Annotated in this window: 20 protein-coding genes; 11 read left to right on the top strand and 9 right to left on the bottom strand. The window is 41.0% G+C overall.

The window, feature by feature from the left end:
• On the top strand, positions 1–399 hold a 399-nt coding region (locus ACOVQQ_RS05800; RefSeq protein ID WP_421817357.1), incomplete at its 5' end, for an ATP-binding cassette domain-containing protein.
• Between the two features lie 85 nt (positions 400–484).
• Here ACOVQQ_RS05800 and ACOVQQ_RS05795 read toward each other — a convergent pair.
• Both ACOVQQ_RS05795 and ACOVQQ_RS05790 read right to left on the bottom strand, forming a co-directional pair.
• On the bottom strand, positions 485–1,306 hold the full coding sequence (locus tag ACOVQQ_RS05795) for a DUF6929 family protein (protein WP_421817356.1): 822 nt from the start codon (positions 1,304–1,306) through the stop codon (positions 485–487).
• Positions 1,307–1,373: 67 nt separating this feature from the next.
• Positions 1,374–1,910, bottom strand: a complete 537-nt coding sequence (locus tag ACOVQQ_RS05790) for a hypothetical protein (RefSeq protein WP_421817355.1) — start codon at positions 1,908–1,910, stop codon at positions 1,374–1,376.
• A 144-nt stretch (positions 1,911–2,054) separates the two neighbouring features.
• On the opposite strand from ACOVQQ_RS05790, the gene ACOVQQ_RS05785 reads away from it, so the two are divergent.
• Both ACOVQQ_RS05785 and ACOVQQ_RS05780 read left to right on the top strand, forming a co-directional pair.
• The gene (locus ACOVQQ_RS05785) at positions 2,055–3,464 is read left to right on the top strand and encodes an MATE family efflux transporter (RefSeq protein WP_421817354.1); all 1,410 of its coding nucleotides are present in this window, start codon (positions 2,055–2,057) and stop codon (positions 3,462–3,464) included.
• Between the two features lie 11 nt (positions 3,465–3,475).
• Complete coding sequence (locus ACOVQQ_RS05780; protein WP_298144023.1) at positions 3,476–3,703, top strand: hypothetical protein; 228 nt, start codon at positions 3,476–3,478, stop codon at positions 3,701–3,703.
• 20 nt (positions 3,704–3,723) lie between these two features.
• Here the strand turns inward: ACOVQQ_RS05780 and meaB are convergent, their stop codons facing one another.
• Positions 3,724–4,764 (bottom strand): methylmalonyl Co-A mutase-associated GTPase MeaB, encoded by a 1,041-nt coding sequence (gene meaB, locus ACOVQQ_RS05775; RefSeq protein WP_421817353.1) that lies wholly within the window; start codon positions 4,762–4,764, stop codon positions 3,724–3,726.
• A 268-nt stretch (positions 4,765–5,032) separates the two neighbouring features.
• On the opposite strand from meaB, the gene ACOVQQ_RS05770 reads away from it, so the two are divergent.
• From ACOVQQ_RS05770 to ACOVQQ_RS05740, 7 genes are all read left to right on the top strand, one after another.
• A complete protein-coding gene (locus tag ACOVQQ_RS05770; RefSeq protein ID WP_421817352.1) occupies positions 5,033–5,914 on the top strand; it encodes an SDR family oxidoreductase in 882 nt (293 codons plus the stop codon).
• A gap of 273 nt (positions 5,915–6,187) precedes the next feature.
• The gene (locus tag ACOVQQ_RS05765) at positions 6,188–6,952 is read left to right on the top strand and encodes a ParA family protein (protein ID WP_421817351.1); all 765 of its coding nucleotides are present in this window, start codon (positions 6,188–6,190) and stop codon (positions 6,950–6,952) included.
• A 1-nt stretch (position 6,953) separates the two neighbouring features.
• Entirely contained in the window at positions 6,954–7,856 is a 903-nt protein-coding gene (locus ACOVQQ_RS05760; RefSeq protein ID WP_094487468.1) for a ParB/RepB/Spo0J family partition protein, read from the top strand.
• Positions 7,853–8,401: a DUF5683 domain-containing protein gene (locus ACOVQQ_RS05755; RefSeq protein ID WP_421817350.1), complete on the top strand. Its 549-nt coding sequence runs from the start codon at positions 7,853–7,855 to the stop codon at positions 8,399–8,401. The genes ACOVQQ_RS05760 and ACOVQQ_RS05755 overlap by 4 nt, the downstream gene beginning before the upstream one ends.
• Positions 8,401–9,117, top strand: a complete 717-nt coding sequence (gene dapB, locus ACOVQQ_RS05750) for a 4-hydroxy-tetrahydrodipicolinate reductase (RefSeq protein WP_421817349.1) — start codon at positions 8,401–8,403, stop codon at positions 9,115–9,117. Before ACOVQQ_RS05755 ends, dapB begins: the two co-directional genes overlap by 1 nt.
• A 13-nt stretch (positions 9,118–9,130) precedes the next feature.
• The gene (lepB, locus tag ACOVQQ_RS05745) at positions 9,131–10,705 is read left to right on the top strand and encodes a signal peptidase I (protein ID WP_421817348.1); all 1,575 of its coding nucleotides are present in this window, start codon (positions 9,131–9,133) and stop codon (positions 10,703–10,705) included.
• A gap of 3 nt (positions 10,706–10,708) precedes the next feature.
• On the top strand, positions 10,709–11,323 hold the full coding sequence (locus ACOVQQ_RS05740) for a WbqC family protein (RefSeq protein ID WP_421817347.1): 615 nt from the start codon (positions 10,709–10,711) through the stop codon (positions 11,321–11,323).
• Here the strand turns inward: ACOVQQ_RS05740 and ACOVQQ_RS05735 are convergent.
• The 6 genes from ACOVQQ_RS05735 to ACOVQQ_RS05710 form a co-directional block, all read right to left on the bottom strand.
• Positions 11,313–12,365 carry an endonuclease/exonuclease/phosphatase family protein gene (locus ACOVQQ_RS05735; RefSeq protein ID WP_421817346.1) on the bottom strand — a complete coding sequence of 351 codons (1,053 nt, stop codon included), beginning with the start codon at positions 12,363–12,365 and terminating at the stop codon, positions 11,313–11,315. The genes ACOVQQ_RS05740 and ACOVQQ_RS05735 overlap by 11 nt on opposite strands.
• A 34-nt stretch (positions 12,366–12,399) precedes the next feature.
• Positions 12,400–13,278 carry a rhomboid family intramembrane serine protease gene (locus ACOVQQ_RS05730; RefSeq protein WP_421817345.1) on the bottom strand — a complete coding sequence of 293 codons (879 nt, stop codon included), beginning with the start codon at positions 13,276–13,278 and terminating at the stop codon, positions 12,400–12,402.
• 1 nt (position 13,279) lies between these two features.
• Complete coding sequence (locus tag ACOVQQ_RS05725; RefSeq protein WP_421817344.1) at positions 13,280–14,083, bottom strand: rhomboid family intramembrane serine protease; 804 nt, start codon at positions 14,081–14,083, stop codon at positions 13,280–13,282.
• Complete coding sequence (gene mutL, locus ACOVQQ_RS05720) at positions 14,080–15,915, bottom strand: DNA mismatch repair endonuclease MutL (protein ID WP_421817343.1); 1,836 nt, start codon at positions 15,913–15,915, stop codon at positions 14,080–14,082. The genes ACOVQQ_RS05725 and mutL overlap by 4 nt, the downstream gene beginning before the upstream one ends.
• 74 nt (positions 15,916–15,989) lie before the next feature.
• Complete coding sequence (ribH, locus tag ACOVQQ_RS05715) at positions 15,990–16,559, bottom strand: 6,7-dimethyl-8-ribityllumazine synthase (protein ID WP_094487476.1); 570 nt, start codon at positions 16,557–16,559, stop codon at positions 15,990–15,992.
• A gap of 10 nt (positions 16,560–16,569) precedes the next feature.
• Positions 16,570–17,352 (bottom strand): tetratricopeptide repeat protein, encoded by a 783-nt coding sequence (locus tag ACOVQQ_RS05710; protein ID WP_094487477.1) that lies wholly within the window; start codon positions 17,350–17,352, stop codon positions 16,570–16,572.
• 140 nt (positions 17,353–17,492) lie between these two features.
• Here ACOVQQ_RS05710 and recF point away from each other — a divergent pair, with 140 nt between their 5' ends.
• Positions 17,493–18,572: a DNA replication/repair protein RecF gene (recF, locus tag ACOVQQ_RS05705; protein WP_421817342.1), complete on the top strand. Its 1,080-nt coding sequence runs from the start codon at positions 17,493–17,495 to the stop codon at positions 18,570–18,572.
• The last annotated feature ends 16 nt before the right edge of the window (positions 18,573–18,588 follow it).

Raw genomic sequence — 18,588 nt, 5'->3', positions numbered from 1 at the left:
GAAACCATCGACCAAATTGCGGTAGGCGACATCCGTACGCAAATCAAGAATTTGCTAGGTGCTTTTATGTTTCACGGCGACGATATTACCAAAAAAGTAAAAGTGCTTTCAGGTGGTGAGCGCACACGTTTAGCGATGATCAAACTCTTGCTTGAACCCGTAAACTTGTTGATTTTGGATGAACCTTCGAATCACTTAGACATGAAAACCAAAGACATCATCAAAGAAGCTCTGCGCGATTTTGAAGGAACAGTGATTTTAGTTTCACACGACCGTGATTTCTTGGACGGCTTGGCTACAAAAGTTTTCGAATTCACCAACAAACGCGTCGTGGAACACTTCGAAGACATCAACGGATTTTTAGCCGCAAAGAAATTGGAAAAATTAGCAGCGTTGTAGATTCAAGCAAGAAAGCAATCTCAAAATCTCTCAATCTCTCAATCTTTCAATCTTTCAATCTCGAAATCTTTAAATCTCGAAATCTTTAAATCTCTAAATCCACTCCATATACCGTTAATTCGCCGTCGTTGCGGTCGTTGTCTTCGGCGAGATAGAAATGAAGAGTAGTTTCGGAACTTTTGTAACAGCTAATTCCTTCGAATTTATGTTCTTGGGAAACGATTTGTGTGTAAAGCACTTCCAGGGAATCGATTTTTAAAACGCCAAGTAAACTACCGCCAATTTCGCCATCTAGATAGGTGGAATCCGAAGCTTCTGCGGCAGCAGTAAATACGATAAAGTCGTTGCAAACGCACGCATCGGTGAAGGTGAAATCGAGATTGTTGAAATGAAGTTGGATGTCGTGTTCTGAAACGATTTCAAAAGCTCCGTCCGGTAATTGATGCGCTTTAAAGATGCGGTTTTGTTTCGACGGACCGTTTCCGCGATTGAAAATGTAGTACGTGTCGCCGTGTTTACAAAGCGCTTCCAAATTCAAATCGTCTTCAGAAATACCGCGACTGCTAATAGCATCGTACAGCAAACACTCGCTGCTGATGGCGAGATTTTCAAGGTCAGCAAACGAGGTTTTTATCTTTCGCTTTTCTTTGGAACCACTGCCGTAGAGGTGAATACCTTCCGAATCTGCATAAATGATCTCGTAATCTCGTTTGTGCTTTTTTTCGACCCAATGTTGTGCATTTTCGATAGTGGGAATCGCCTCGAAAGTATAATTCGTCGGATTTATTTTGAAAAGAAAATCAGAATTATCGCTAATGCAGAAAAGATAATCGTTCAACCAAAGCAAACCGGAAGACGAGTGTATTCCGTGCACAGTCCCAAAATTTTGAATTGCTGTAAATTTCATGTGGTCAAAAATACAAAAGCCTCCCGAGAGAGGCTTTTGAAAACATTGGAATGGTGGAAAAAGTTTTCTACAACTCAAAAGCGTAGGCTACACGAGCCACAACTTGCCCGATACCTTCATCGCCTGATTCGTCGATAAAATCTTTTAAATATTCGTAACGTAAACTAAAGTCGATCACTTTGGTAGCATAACCTACTCCAGGCGATAACAATAAAGAAGTTTTATCGTAATTGTTGGTCACGGCAAAAGCAGCGCCGGCTTCGCCAATTAAATAAAACTCATTTTCATACACAAAAACTTTGAATCCAGCTTTCAAGGGAATAAACCCTAAATCGTTGTCTTTTCCGCTAACGAAAAAGTTAGTAAAGCCCGTTGTTAGGGTTAAAGAAGTTTTTTTTGTTAAGTCGTATTGCAAGCGAACATCGCCGCCTAGCGAGAAATCATACGGATCGTTTAGTGGCAAACCACCGTTCAATCCAAATCCGAGTCGAAAGCCCTGATCGTAGTTTTCAATTGCCGTTGCGATAGTTTCTTGACCAAAAACGCTTGGTGCTGAAAATCCGATTACAAGAGCCAAACAAAAAGAGCGTAAAGTATTTTTCATATAAGTAAACCAAATAGTATTGGTCTGAGCTGCAAAGAACCGCCTTTTTTAAAGCTTAGTCTTACGCAATTTCGTTTAAGTTTTATGATATTAATGACCGATAGTCGGAATACAGTGCGCTATCTTTGCCCGATTTTTGTTGCTATGAAAAAGTATTTTGCAGAGTTTGGTTACAACTTGAAACTGGCTTATCCGGTGATGTTGGGAATGGTTGGACACACCTTAATTTCCATCACCGACAATATTATGGTCGGAAAGCTGGGAAGCACCGAACTTGCTGCCGTTTCATTGGGAAACAGCGTGATATTTATTGCGATGTCGCTCGGAATCGGATTTTCGACGGCCATAACGCCTATTGTTGGCGCTGCCGATGCTGCAAACGATAAAACCACTTTAGTAAAAGCGCTCAAGCAAGGATTGCTACTATGTAGCGTACTTGGTGTTTTACTTTTTGGCGTTGTTTTTCTTTCGAAACCACTGTTGCGCCAACTCAACCAACCTGCAGAAGTAATTGCCTTAGCAGAGCCGTTTATCGATTACGTTGCCTTGTCGCTGATTCCGTTGATTGTTTATCAAGGTTACAAGCAATTTGCCGATGGGATGTCGCAAACTAAATACTCGTTATACGCCATTATTCTTGCCAATGTTGCGCATGTAATTTTGAACTATGTATTGATTTACGGCATTTGGATTTTCCCGAAGTTAGGAATTATCGGCGCTGCTATTGGAACGGTGATTTCGCGCATACTCATGGTTGTGTTTATGCACCTAATTACGCGTTATTCGAAAGGCTTGCGCGAGTATTTCGATGCCTTGCCTACGGTTTCGTTTGACCGAGAAATTACGCGAAAAATAGTTCGCATTGGCATACCGTCGGCGGCGCAAATGCTGTTCGAAGTACTTTTATTTACGGCTGCCATTTGGTTGAGTGGCATTATCGGAACCAATGCACAAGCGGCAAACCAAATAGCGCTTTCGTTGGCCTCGCTAACGTTTATGTTTGCGGTTGGATTGGGCGCTGCGGCCATGATTCGTGTGAGCAATTACGTTGGAGCACAAGATTTTAAGAAACTTCGGTTGGTGGCGCAATCTGTTTTTTTACTGACTGTTTTCATCGAAATTGTCTTTGCTTTGGTGTTCATTGCGTTACACCAGATTTTACCGGAGCAGTTTTTAAATATGGAAAACAATACACAATTGGCCGATAACACAGAAGTAATTGCCATTGCCGCGAAATTATTGATAGCTGCTGCTTTTTTCCAGATTTTCGATGGTATGCAAGTGGTTGTGCTGGGTGCTTTGCGCGGCATGCAAGACGTTAAAATTCCGATGTACATTACGTTTGTGGCGTACTGGATCGTTGGATTTCCGCTGTGTTATTATTTGGGAATCAAGCTCGAATACGGAGCAGAAGGGATTTGGTTCGGATTGTTGGGAAGTTTAGCAACAGCCGCCTTTTTGTTGTACGCCAGATTTTTATATTTGAGTAAGAAATTCATTATCAACAATAAAATTGACAACCCTGACAGTGCAAGCGTACTGCCTTCACATTAAACTTTAACTCTATGGAACTACCCAAATTTGTACTTGGCGATAATACCGATTTTCCGGACGATATTTTTGTAATTCATCTTGATTTTCCGCGCTTTGTAATTAATTTACGAAACGATGAAGTGGAAATTATCGACGATATTGAAGAAGCCGAGGAACAAGAATTGAGCGAAGAATTAGAACGTTTAATCGTAGAAGCGACCGAATTTTACGACCGTGAAATTGCGCGTTACGACGAGTAAATAAGCGCTACGAAGATTAATTAAGCGTTACGATACAATTCCAACAATTGTTGTACCGCTGTTCGAGGTGTAATTTTACCGGTTTCTAAATCGACTACAACCGTTTCCCATTTGGCTTTTACGTTTGGATTATTGTTAAAATCAAAGAGCAGCGCCTGTTCAATCATGCTTTGAAAGGCTTTAAGCACTTGTTTTTTGCGATGCCCTTCGAAATGTCCGTTTTCCTTTGCTTGTTCAAAATAGGTTGTAATTTCATCGAATACATCGGAAATACCGCTGTGTTCCAAAGCACTCGCCGTAAGCACTTTACTTTCGTAGAAGCTCGTTTTGGGCGGAAATAACGACAGTGCACTTCGGAGTTGGGCTTGTGCGCGTTTAGCAGGTTTTACATTTGCGCCATCGGCTTTATTGATCACGATTAAATCGGCCATTTCCATGATGCCGCGTTTAATGCCTTGCAGTTCGTCGCCAGCTCCAGCGAGGTGTAGTAATAGAAAAAAATCGGTTAGGTCGGCTACAGTAGTTTCGCTCTGCCCTACTCCAACGGTTTCAATGATGATAAAGTTGTAGCCTGCCGCTTCGCAAAGTGCAATAATTTCTCGGGTACTTGCCGCGACACCGCCCAAGGTAGTTCCGGATGCCGACGGACGAATAAACGCCGACTCGGATTTTACCAGCTCTTCCATGCGTGTTTTATCTCCGAGAATGCTGCCGCGCGTCAGCTGACTACTCGGATCGACCGCCAGTACAGCCACTTTGTAACCTTTTGAAATGGCGTACAAACCAAACGCTTCGATAAACGTACTTTTTCCAACGCCCGGAACGCCGGTAATGCCTAAACGAACCGTATTTTGTTTGGCTTCTAGTGTGTTAAGTAATTGTGCCGCTTCGAGTTTGTGTTCGGGCAAACTACTTTCGATAAGTGTGATGCACCGACTTAAAGCCGCACGATCGCCGGAGCGCAAATCGGTTTGCAATTGCTGCACATCGATTTTGGATTTACGCAAATCTTTGATTCGTTGTGCGGCGTCGGAACTTAAAAAATCTGAGGTGGCATCCACAGTTGGTCAATTTGTTGGTAAAATTAACGTGAATTCGTATTAAACCTACTGCTGGAAACGAATTTTCGGTAACGATTTTCCGCAAAAGCGATTGCAGTGGAAATCCTGCTTTGCGTCGGGGAATTGCGGGCGGGACAAAGCAGATTGCAACGGAAAGCGCGACCCGACGGGCGGATGCAGAAAGGCGGAGGGATTTGCCCAAATAAAAATCGGCAACAGAAAAACTATTTTTCTCGTAAAACTGTATCTTGTGAAAAAATAAACACAGATGGGATATTCAGATAAAATGCTGCGCGACGGCGCTTTAGAAGGCAAAACGATTATAGTTACAGGTGGCGGAAGTGGTTTGGGAAAGGCCATGAGTACCTACTTTTTGGAATTGGGTGCACAGGTGGTTATTACCTCGCGAAACCTAGAAAAAATTACCGCTGCCGCAGAAGAAATGTCGGCTATAACCGGAGGAAAATGTTTAGCGGTTGCCTGCGACGTTCGGGATTACGCCCAAGTGGAACAGATGATTCAGACCACTGTGGCACAGTTTGGGGGTGTGGACGTACTGGTGAATAATGCCGCTGGGAATTTTATATCGCCCACCGAACGCTTATCGGCAAATGCATTTGATACGATTATTGATATAGTTTTGAAAGGTTCGAAAAATTGTACGCTCGCCGCAGGAAAATACTGGATTTCGGAAAAGAAAACCAACGTAAGTGTGTTGAATATTGTGACTACTTATGCGTGGACAGGCTCGGCATATGTAGTTCCGAGCGCTACTGCAAAGGCAGGCGTTTTAGCGATGACGCGTAGTTTGGCGGTAGAATGGGCGAAATACGGCATACGCATGAATGCGATTGCTCCGGGACCGTTTCCGACCAAAGGTGCATGGGATCGGTTGTTGCCGGGCGATTTAGCGCAGCAGTTCGACATGTCGAAAAAAGTACCGTTAAAACGCGTGGGCGATCATCAGGAATTGGCCAATTTAGCAGCGTATTTGGTATCGGATTTTGCTGGTTATGTAAACGGAGAAGTAGTTACTATTGACGGTGGCGAGTGGTTGCAAGGCGCTGGACAATTTAATTTGTTGGAGAAAATTCCGGCGGATATGTGGGACATGCTCGAAGCGATGATAAAAGCTAAAAAATCGAGTTAAACAGACAATGGGTGACCCCGATTAAAGAAAAAATATTTGGATTTCAGGTTGCATGCAGAATTTTAAAAATCTGATTTAAAAAAAGAGCCACAGGAAGTATTGATTACGAACTTGTTATTAGAACATGAAGGAATTGTTTACTAAAAAAAGACTTGTAATCAATGACTTAAAACAATTTTGAAATTGGTTAATAAAACGCGACTTGGTTAACAAATTAGACTTGATTACGCGGTAAATAATCGTACTTTTACGCCACAAAAATCAGACTACTGAATGGGTAAAATAATTGCTGTCGCCAATCAAAAAGGCGGTGTTGGAAAAACCACAACCACTGTGAATTTAGCTGCGGCGCTCGGTGTTTTGGAGAAGAAAGTATTGCTGATAGATGCCGACCCACAGGCCAATGCCAGTTCGGGATTAGGTATTGATGTGGATCAGGTAGAAATTGGTACGTATCAAATTTTAGAACACAGCAACACACCGGAAGAAGCGATACAACAATGTACCGCTCCGAACGTGGATGTGATTCCGGCGCATATCGACTTGGTGGCGATTGAAATTGAGTTGGTTGACAAAGAAAATCGCGAGTACATGCTTAAGGAAGCGCTTGCGGAAATTAAAGAAAAGTACGACTACATACTCATTGATTGCGCACCTTCGTTGGGGTTGCTTACCTTAAATGCATTAACAGCTGCGGATTCGGTACTTATTCCGATTCAATGCGAGTATTTTGCGTTGGAAGGTTTAGGAAAATTGCTCAATACGATTAAGAGTGTTCAAAAAATTCACAACGAGCATTTAGATATTGAAGGACTTTTACTCACGATGTACGACTCGCGTTTGCGACTGTCGAATCAGGTTGTAGAAGAAGTTCAAAAACACTTTGCCGATATGGTGTTTAAGACCATCATTCAACGAAATGTTAAATTGAGTGAAGCGCCGAGTTTTGGAGAAAGTATCATTAATTTTGACGCCACAAGCAAAGGAGCTACCAATTATTTGAGTTTGGCTCAGGAAATTATAAAGAAGATTAGCTAGTATGACCAAAGCAATCAAAAAACAAGCGCTTGGCCGCGGATTATCGGCATTGTTGAAAGATCCGAACAACGATATTAAATCGGCCGACGATAAGAACGCCGAACAAGTAGTTGGAAATATTATCGAGTTGGATTTAGATTTTATCGAAATCAACCCGTTTCAACCGCGCAGTAACTTTAACGAAGAAGCTTTAAACGAATTAGCGAGTTCGATTAAGGAACTTGGTGTCATTCAACCCATTACCGTAAGAAAACTCGACTTTAACAAGTATCAGTTGATTTCGGGCGAGCGACGTATGCGCGCATCGAAAATTGCTGGATTGACTACGATACCGGCTTATGTTCGTTTAGCCAACGACAACGAATCGTTGGTTATGGCTTTGGTAGAGAATATTCAGCGTCACGATTTAGATCCGATTGAAATTGCATTGTCGTATCAGCGTTTAATCGACGAAATTCAGCTTACGCAAGAACAAATGAGCGAACGTGTTGGTAAAAAGCGTTCGACGATCACAAATTACTTACGATTGTTAAAACTTGATCCGATTATCCAAACCGGTATTCGCGATGGTTTTATTTCAATGGGACACGGCCGTGCATTGATTTCGGTAGAAAACCAAGACGATCAAGCCGACATTTACCAGAAAATCATTTCTCGAAATCTTTCCGTTCGCGAAACCGAGCAATTGGTGAAAGAATATCAGGAAAAAGGACAACAAACCGCAACAGGAAAAGCACCAAAGCCCAGTGTTACACCGCATACGGACAAAGTTTCGGACTTGGCAGCTAAAATAGCGGTGAAGATTGATGTGAAAGTAGGTGCAAACGGTAAAGGTAAACTTACCATTCCGTTTAAATCGGAAGCCGACTTAGCGCGAATTCTCGAATTACTACAAGGCTCTTGAAGCGATTCTTTTACATATTAATACTCTTTTTGCCTTTGTTTGCTTTCGCACAAGGGCCTGGCACACCGTTAAAACTGCCAGATACGCTCAAGCCTCAACAAATTGATCCGTTACGACCTACTAGAGCTGCATTTTATTCGGCGATTTTACCTGGTTTAGGACAGGCGTACAACAAAAAATATTGGAAAATTCCGTTGGTTTACGGAGCTATAGGGACCGGTTTTTTTCTTCACCAAAGAAACAACAACGAATATCACAAATTTCGTACAGCGTATAAACAGCGACTTGCCGGCCAGCCCGATCAATTCTTAGGACAATACAACGACCAAACGTTGATTAATGCGCAACGAACGTTTCAGCGCAATCGCGATTTATCGTTATTGGTGACCGTGGGGTTGTATGTATTGAACATCATCGACGCCAATGTTGATGCGCATTTAAAGCAATATAATGTCAATGAAACGCTCACTGTGATTCCAGAAATATTTCCTTCTGAGATTTCAAATGCGCAAAATATAGGTTTGACACTTCAATATCAATTCTGATGAAAATAGCACTGCTTGGGTATGGAAAGATGGGTAAAATCATCGAAGTTATCGCACAAAATCGCGGTCACGAGATTGTTTTACGAAAGAACAGCAGCACATCATTTTCGGGTTTAGAAACAGCCGATGTAGCTATTGAATTCAGCACACCGGAAACTGCAGTTAGCAATATTTCGGAAGCACTGATGTTAGGCATTCCGGTAGTTTCAGGAACCACAGGTTGGTTGGCTGATTACCATAAAATGGAAGCGTTGTGTAAAGAAAAAGATACTGCTTTTTTATACGGTTCGAATTTTAGTTTAGGCGTGAATTTATTGTTCGAAATAAACCAATTTGCCAGTAAACTCATCGGAAGATTTCCCGAGTATAAAATCGAGTTAGAAGAAATTCATCATACGCAAAAGCTTGATGCACCCAGTGGAACAGCAATTAGTTTGGCGAATCAGGTGATTAGCAACACACGTTACGACAAGTGGAGTTTAGAACCCACGCAAGAAACCGATTTAAAAATAAACGCCATTCGCGAAGATGCTGTACCAGGAACGCATTATGTAACATTTTCGTCGAATATCGACCAATTGCAAATAAGCCACATTGCTTTTAATCGCGAAGGCTTTGCACACGGCGCCGTCTTAGCTGCCGAATTTTTAAACGACAAGAAAGGAATTTACACCATGAAAGATGTTTTACGATTAAACGAAGACATTTTTCCTTAATACAATTTAGACTATGACATTTAGTGAATGGCTTATCGTAATTCTCATTTTTCAGATAATTCACTTTTTAGGTACTTGGAAACTATACGTTCGAGCCGGCCGTAAAGCTTGGGAAGCTGCCATTCCGATTTACAATGCCATCGTTTTGATGAAAATAATAAATCGCCCAACGTACTGGGTGATTTTACTGTTTGTACCTGTTGTTAATCTAATAATGTTCCCAGTTATTTGGGTAGAAACAGCGCGTAGTTTTGGTAAAAACACGCTCTCCGATACCTGGTTAACTTTATTGACTTTCGGCTTTTACCTCTATTATCTTAACTACGTTGCTAATTTAACTTACGTAGAAAATAGAAGCCTAATTGCTCGAACAAAAACTGGAGATACCGTAAGTTCGATTTTATTTGCCATTGTGGTGGCTACTCTGGTACATACGTATGTGATGCAACCTTTTCAAATTCCAACTTCTTCGTTAGAGAAAACGCTTTTAGTTGGCGATTTTCTGTTTGTAAGTAAATTTCATTACGGAGCGCGGCCGCAGATGTCGGCAGTTTCGTTCCCAATGGTTCACGATACGATTCCGGTGGCGAAAGTTAAGTCTTACGTGTACGACGATGCTAATAAAGATTCGTGGAAGAACAAATTGCAATATCCTTACGTACGAATTCCGGGGTTTCAAACCATAAAAAATAATGATATTGTGGTGTTTAACTGGCCTTGCGATACGTTATTTCACATGTACGAGCGAGCTGATCGCAGATACGATAAGCCTATCGACAAAAGAACCAATTACGTAAAACGTTGTGTTGGTATTGCCGGCGACAAATTGGAAATCAAACAAGGAATTGTTTACATAAATGGCAAAGCTGTCGTTTATCCAGAACGTGCTAAAATTCAACAAGTTTATCAAGCCGCTCTCGATAAGACCAAGCCAGTGGACATCAATGCAGTGATGAAAAGCATTGGATCTACCGAACAAATTGGTTCCAACGACAACCGAGACACCATCTATTTCAGTGCATTAACAGAAGAAGGTGCAGAAAAATTAAAGACATTTTCAGCTTTTTCAGACATCAAACGCAGAATTGAAAAAGGTACCGACTCTAGAATTTTTGGTGGTCAGTTAAACTGGAATGCCGACAATATGGGGCCGATTTACATCCCAAAAGCGGGAACAACGATAACGCTTACACCTGAAAATCTGCCATTTTACAAAAAGGTAATCACAGAATTTGAGGGTCCGCATTTGGTGAAAATAGTTGGCAATGATGTGTATATCGACAACAAGCTTGCAAAATCTTATACTTTTCAGAAAGACTATTATTGGATGATGGGAGACAATCGTGGAAATTCACTCGATTCGCGCTATTGGGGCTTTGTGCCCGAAGATCATGTGGTTGGAAAGGCTGTTTTTGTATGGTTAAGTTTAGATGGTACTGCATCTGGTTTAAATAAAGTTCGCTGGTCGCGCATGTTTACTACAGTAAATGGCGACGGACCTGCAACAAGTTACCTTTGGGTTTTTGGTCTTGCCGTACTTGCCTATTTTGGCTTAACGCGATTTGTATTCAAAAAGAAGGCAGCGTAATCTATGGCAATACTGTTGATTCCTTCCTATTTCGGCTCCATTTCCGAATACGCTGCACTGGTGCAAAATGAAGAAGTGTTTTTTGAATTCGACGATAACTTCCAAAAGCAAACCAACAGAAATCGGGCCTTTATTTACAGTCCGAATGGCTTGCAGCTTTTGAACGTACCAGTTATTCACAAAAAACAGTTGCACCAAAAAACGCGCGACATGCGCATCGAATATGCCGAAGATTGGCGCAAGCAGCACTTTAAATCGCTTGAAACAGCCTATCGCAGCTCACCCTACTTTGAATTTTACGAGGATTTCTTCACGGATTTATACAATAAAAAATACGAATTCCTCACCGACTTGCAGTTCCATACGATCGACCTTGTGTTGAAGTGTTTGCAGGTGAACAAATCGTATACAAAAACAACGGAATTCTTTAAAAATCCATTGCAAACAAACGGTCGTGAACTGGCAAATAGAAAAAAAGACACGCACGAATTTGAATCGTATCATCAGGTTTTCATAGAAAAACACGGATTTTTGAACAATTTGAGTATCCTTGATTTACTTTTTAATGAAGGAAGAAAAGCGGGCGAGTATCTGAAACGCCAAACGCTTAATTTGTAAAAGCTAGTACAGCTGCTATCGGAAAATGATCGCTGTCTTGAATTTCGTTAAACGTATCAAAATCTTTTACCTCGAAACGTTTATCGGCAAGTATGTAATCAATTCGTGCCGGATAATATTTAAAGTCGTACGTTTTTCCCAGACCTGATCCTGCTTCCACGAAAGTGTCGTTTAAATCGCCCTTAATTTGTCGATACACGTATGAAAACGCCGAGTTATTCATATCGCCGCAAACAATCGTCCTAAATCGAATGTCGGCACGATGTAAACGCAGCATTTCGGCCTGATTTTGCTGCTTGCGGAACGCTCTACCGATTCGACGCAGCATAAACTCCGACTTAGACTGATCGAGTTCGTTAATGTCGTTGTTAATTTTATTGACGCTTGGCGTTATCCGAACCGACTCTAAATGCATATTATACACGCGCACGGTATCTGCTTTAATTAATACGTCTGCAAATATGGCTTCTGCATCAGAATTTGGAAAACTGACCACACCGCTATTGATGATTTTATATTTGGAAAAAATGGCTTGTCCGGTTTTTATCTTCTTATGACGTAAAGTGGTGTATTTGTATGGAAATTGCTCGGTATGGAAATCGGCATTGGCACTAAATTCCTGTATACATAGAATATCTGGGTTCTGTTCTTTGACAAAATCCGAGATTTCCAACGGCACCGCACGCTTGTCGGACCAACGAAATTTATTGAATAACCGAACATTGTAAGAAACAATTTTTACCTCATTGGCTTGTTTTTCGTGATTGGTATTCGATCGGAAACCATAAAATTTATTGACGAAGGTGATGCCGATGAGCAAGACAATTAATGAAAGTGCTGCTTGTCTTTTCAGTTGAATTGCCCAAAAAATAAGAAACAAGCCGTTTCCAATAAGCAAAGCTGGTAGAAACAGCGTTAATGCAGCAAGAACGGGATACAAACTTGGCGCAATTCGTGGCAATAGGTAAGCAATAATAGTAGCTGCCGCCAGCAACCAATTAAAGAAAAAGACCACCTTATTAAACCAAGACAATTTTGCCATACTTCAAATATAGCAACAAGCTTTGGTTTGAGAACTATTGATTTTGTCCGACGCGAAACAAAAACTCTTTTTCTTCGGTCGATAAACTGTCGTAGCCCGATTTACTGATCTTGTCCAAAATCTCGTCGACACGTTGTTGTTGAGAATCTTTTACGGGTTTATTTGTTGGTTTAGAAGCAGTTTGACGGTGAACTGTGCGCATTTTAGCAGGCTTTTTAGCTTGCTTTATACCCAGGCAAAAATTTGCTAATCGATCGAAAAGATTGAAGAAATTTCCGCCGTTTTGCAGATTCTTCATGTACAAATACCCCATTAGAGCGCCTGCTAAGTGAGCGAACCGGCCGCCCGTGTTCGATGTAAACAATTGAATGATATCCAGACATACCAAAACCAGAGCAATGTGCCACAATTTTACGTTTCCGATTAGTAAAAGTCGCACTTCCATTAGCGGATTATAAGTTGCCGTTGCGAGAACAATGGCCATGATTGCTCCCGAAGCACCTACCAATGGAACTGTATGGTATTGCAAAACCGGAATTAAATTGTAGGCAAGAATAAAGATAAGTCCGGCGAAAATGGCAGCAGCGAGATATATAGACAACAGTTGGGCTTCCTTAAAATACGTTAAAAACAAACGTCCCGAAAAATTCAGGATAAGCATATTAAAGAGCAGATGAAAGAAACCTGCGTGAAAAAATGCGTACGTAAGTAAAGACCAAGGTTTATACAGCAGGTTTGAAGGATCGGAGCATACGTTTACCCAAGAAAGATAATCGATCGACAGCCCTAAAATTTTCAGAATCGTAAATAAAACCTCCGGTATTAAATACAAAGCGACATTTAAAATAATCAGTTGCAGTACAATTCCGCCGCTTCGATATTGCCATTTTAAGTCATTTAGAATGGTGCTCATATTAGTTCCATCTGTTTTTGTTAAACTGAGTTCGTTTCCAATACCACATAATCAAAAATCCCATGGCTGCTCCGCCTAAGTGCGCGAAGTGGGCGATGTTGCCAAACCCAAACAAAGAACTTCCTTTTAAAGCTAGATATAAATCAATCGCAACAATCCCAGGCACAAAATACTTTGCCGCGATAGGAACCGGTAAGAATAACATGGCCAGACGGGCTTCGGGAAACAGAAAAGCAAAAGCCACCATTAACCCGTAAATAGCGCCCGAAGCACCAACCATTGGTGTTTGAACATCGATAGCGGTTGAAAACAGTAAATTTATATCGGCTTGTTGAATTTTATAATAATCTGTTCCCAATACTTGTCGCATACCTTCTTCAAATAAACTGCCGTCATAATAGTTACCCGATAAAAACTGTACATTTAAAACACTTCGAATTTGGTTTACATTCAATCCGAGCTCCTGCATACTAGTAATTACCTGAGTAACTTCAAAGAAATTAACTCCACCTTGCACCAAGGCACCAGCAACTCCACATGAAAAATAAAAAAACAAAAACTTTTTACTTCCCCAAAATTGCTCCATCACTGAACCAAATGAAACTAGGGCAAACATGTTGAACAAAATGTGAAAAATACCGCCGTGCATAAAAATATGCGTCACCAATTGCCACCATTGAAAACGATTGTCGTAAAAACTGTGCAGTGCAAGGAGGTCGTTTAAAGCCGGAACAAAAAACCGACCTACAAATAGAATTACATTGATGATAAGCAAATGCTTAACGGTTTCGGTAATTTGTATCATAATGTGAATTTACGGTCTAACTCTTCCTGAGTAAAAGTGTATTGAATGGGTTTTCCAAAGGGCGATACGGTTGAATCCATACAAGAAAAAAGGCGTTGTAGTAAGGATTCTAACTCCGATTGCGATAATGACTGTCCGTTTCGAACGGCAACACTCATTGCCAAACTCTTTGCTATTTTATCATTTAAATCGAACGCATCCGAAACGCTTCCTTCTGAAATAACGGTAATTAACTGATTGATAACATCTTCTGCATCCGATTCTTGAATAAGTGGCGGAATTCCCAAAATAGAAACTACTCCGTCGGAATTTGTTGTATCAAATTGAAAACCGATGTGATACAAAGCGTCTTTCATGTCTTCGAATAGCATTTTTTTTGGACCGCTTAAATGCATTTCAATAGGAAAAAGCAACTGTTGCGAAAAGCCTTTTGTTACGGTAATATTTTTTAAGAAATCTTCGTACAAGATACGCTGATGTGCTTTATTTTGGTCGACAATTAACAAGCCATTAGCTGTTTTTGCAAGCACGTATTTGTTGAACAACTGTTGTACTTGAGCAAATTCGGTCTCCACTCGGGTATTTTCAAACAAGTTGGTTTGTGAGGGAACAAATTCTGCTTCAATAACGGGCAAATCATTGGGCAAATCGGTGTACAAGGCTTTCCAAGCGGGTTCTGGTCCTTTGTAGTACGATGAAGTTCCGCGCTGTTGTTTGGGTGCTTCGCCGAACGGATTGAAATTCGGATCTACTTGAATTGTGGGTATACTAACTTCCTTTCCATACAATTCATACGGAGTTTCCAGACTCGGATCTTTCTCAAAATCGAGTGCGGGCGCTACTTTAAACTGACCTAAACAGTGCTTCACGGCCGAACGCAATATGGCGTAGATCGTGTGCTCGTCGTCGAATTTTATTTCTGTTTTTGTAGGATGAATATTGATATCGAGGTGTTTCGGATCGATTTGCAGATAGATAAAATACGAAGGTTGCATCCCTTCGCGAATCAGCCCTTCAAAACCGCCCATGATGGCATGATGCAAATATCCGCTTTTGATGAAACGATCGTTTACAAACAAAAACTGTTCTGTACGCGATTTCTTGGCAAACTCAGGTTTTCCGATAAAGCCGTTAATACCTACAACTTCGGTATGTTCTTGCAGCGGCAAAATACGCTCGTTCATCTTTCCTGAAAAAACAGCCACAATCCGTTGACGTAAATTCCCTGCGGGCAGATTATACACTTCGCTCCCATTCACGTACAAGAAAAAATGAATATTAGGATGTGCGAGTACAACGCGTTGAAATTCGTCTATAATATGTTTATTTTCAACAACATCTGATTTGAGGAAATTGCGTCGCGCGGGTATGTTGAAAAAAAGGTTTTTAACGGCAATGCTCGTTCCCTGAGGTGTAACTGTAGGTTGCTGCGAAACGATTTTACTACCTTCGATAACGATTTGAGTTCCTAATTGGTCGTTATTTTGTCGCGTTTTCAATTCAACATGTGCAATTGCGGCAATAGAAGCTAGGGCTTCGCCACGGAAACCTTTGGTATTTAATTGAAATAAGTCTTCGGCCAATCGGATTTTGCTGGTAGCATGACGTTCAAAGCACATTCGGGCATCGGTAACCGACATTCCAATTCCGTTATCAATTACTTGCACGAGAGCTTTTCCAGCTTCTTTGATCAATAATTTAATTTCGGTAGCTTGTGCGTCAACAGCATTTTCCAGTAATTCTTTTACAACAGAAGCCGGTCTTTGTACCACTTCTCCGGCAGCTATCTGATTGGCAACATGATCGGGAAGTAATTGTATAATACTGGACATTTCAAAAAACTAATGAAACGTAAAGATAACTAAAGCGAATCGAAGAATGCTATACTTTTTCGACTTCCTTTGCCCTATTTTGTATCAATTTTTGGAACAGCAGCTTCCAAGTTTGGCGTAGCGGTAAATCCTACTTTTTTTGTGGAAGATTTCTGATTAGCCTTACGGCGAAGTTCGGCCATTTTGATTGCCGTAATGGCAGCTTCTACACCTTTATTTCCGTGCTTCCCGCCGCTTCTATCAAGAGATTGCTGCATGGAATTATCCGTCAGGACACAAAAAATAACTGGCGTATCACTTAAAATATTAAGGTCTTTAATTCCTTGAGTAACTCCTTCACAAACAAACTCGAAATGCATGGTTTCGCCTTTAATCACGCAACCGATAACTATAAGCGCGTCGGGCTTTTCAATTTCAAGCATTTTCTTAGCGCCGTAAATCAATTCGAAACTTCCGGGAACATCCCAGCGCACAATGTTTTGCGGTTGCGCACCACAGTCGGTTAGGGCTTGAACGGCACCCGCGTATAGTCCTTCAGTAACGGTATCGTTCCACTCTGAAACAACAATCCCAAACCGAAAATCATTCGCGTTTGGGATTGAAGCTTTATCGTAGTTCGACAGATTGGTATTTGCTGTCGCCATAAATTTTTATTTATTGAGCTAGACCAATAAACGTGTCTGCTTGCTGTCCTTCTGGAGTATTCTCGTACGATTCTTTAATCGACGTGAAAAATTTCAATGCCTCGGCTTTCTTACCTAAAGCTAAAGCTGCTTTACCTGCTTTGAACAAGAAACGCGGTGTAGTAAAATCGTTTTGCTCCATTTCAGACGCTTTCACATATTGATCTAAAGCTTGTTGAAGTTGATTTTTTTCAGCGTAAGCGTCACCAATCGCACCAGCAGCTAAAATCGAAAGAAAGCGATCTTTACCTTGGAACTTTTCCAAATACGAAATAGCCTTGTCGAATTCTTTCAAATTCAAATAAGCCATACCAGCGTAGTAGTTCGCCATGTTTCCAGCGTCGGTTCCGCTGTATTCGTCGGCTATTTTAACGAAACCAAATTTACCTTCGCTGCCGTTTAGTGCTAATTTAAAAAGCGAATCGCTCTTAGTTCCATCAAGTGCTTTAGTAAAGTTTTGCTGAGCTAAATACATTTGGCTTCCCGCATCTTCTTCCTTAGGCTCTACAATAAATTTTGTGTAGGCAAAGTAACCAACAACCGCTAAAGTTACGGCTCCGATAACACCTAAGATAATATTCTGATTTTTAGCAACAAAAGCTTCTGTTTTTGAAGCAGTTTCGTCTAAAGTATTAAAAACACCAGCGGTTGTACTTTGGCTTTCGTCGATATTGATATCTTCAATTACCTCAACTTGCTCTTTCTCCTCTTTTGGTTTCGGTGCCTTATAACCTCTTTTATTGTATGTTGCCATTCGTAATTGTTCTAAATTTGTGAGGTGCAAAAATATAATTTTTTGTCAAACCAAAAAGCCCAATTTTTCGATTTATTAAATACCTTTCTGCCGCAGCCGCGATTTGGTTTTCTGCAGAGGCCTTTCGGCGAAAATTTTTTATGGTACTACAAGAGCTACATTTGCTAAATTATAAGAATTTTGAAGAAGCATCGTTCGAGTTTGATGCAGGTTTAAACGCCATTGTAGGAAAAAATGGCATCGGAAAAACCAATGTCCTCGACGCCATTTATCACTTGAGCTACGGTAAAAGCTATTTTAATCCGTTGGCTGTTCAGAATATTCGTCATGATGCCGACTTCTTTGTAATCGACGGCAAATACAACGTTGACAATAAAAACGAACAATTGATTTGCAGCCTAAAACGCGGACAAAAAAAAGTGCTCAAGCGAAACGGCAAGGCTTATGAGAAGTTTTCGGAACATTTAGGTTTCGTACCTGCCGTTCTAATTTCGCCCGCCGATCGCGATTTAATTACTGAAGGAAGTGAAAACAGACGAAAATTTGTGGACACCATTCTTGCTTCCACCGACCCACTCTACCTGCAAGCCGTAATTCAATACCAACGCATTTTGGCGCAACGAAACGCCTTGCTAAAGTTCTTTGCTAAAAATCTGACTTTCGACAACGATACACTCCAAATCTACAATGCGCAACTCGATCGAGAAGCACAACTAATTTTCGAACGGCGTTTAGCATTTATCGAACCTTTCAACGCGCTGTTTCAAGAATACTATGCAGCCATTTCGGGACAGGCTGAGAATGCCGAAATTTCTTATAAATCGGATTTAAGTGTTGGCGGATTTCTGGATTTACTTCACGAAAGTTTGTCCAAAGATCGCGTACTTCAATTTACAACGGTTGGTACCCATCGCGACGATTTCGAATTCAAACTCAACAAACACAACATCAAAAAGTTTGGCTCGCAAGGACAACAAAAGTCGTTTCTTATTGCATTAAAGCTGGCACAATTTACCATGCTGCATCAAAAAATTGGGAAAAAACCTATATTCTTATTCGACGATATTTTTGACAAACTCGACGAATTCCGCGTCCAATACATTATCGATCTGGTGGCAAAAAGTAGCTTCGGACAGATTTTCGTGACCGATACCCACGAAGACCGAACGCTGAAAGTACTTACAGCTGCTGGAATTTCGAACAAAATCTTTAATCTGTAATTTATATTCTTTTACC

It is taken from the genome of Flavobacterium sp. (assembly GCF_049240005.1).
Classification (GTDB): domain Bacteria; phylum Bacteroidota; class Bacteroidia; order Flavobacteriales; family Flavobacteriaceae; genus Flavobacterium.
The sequence above is the reverse complement of the archived record's forward strand: the minus strand, read 5'-3'. Positions and strand labels throughout refer to the sequence as shown.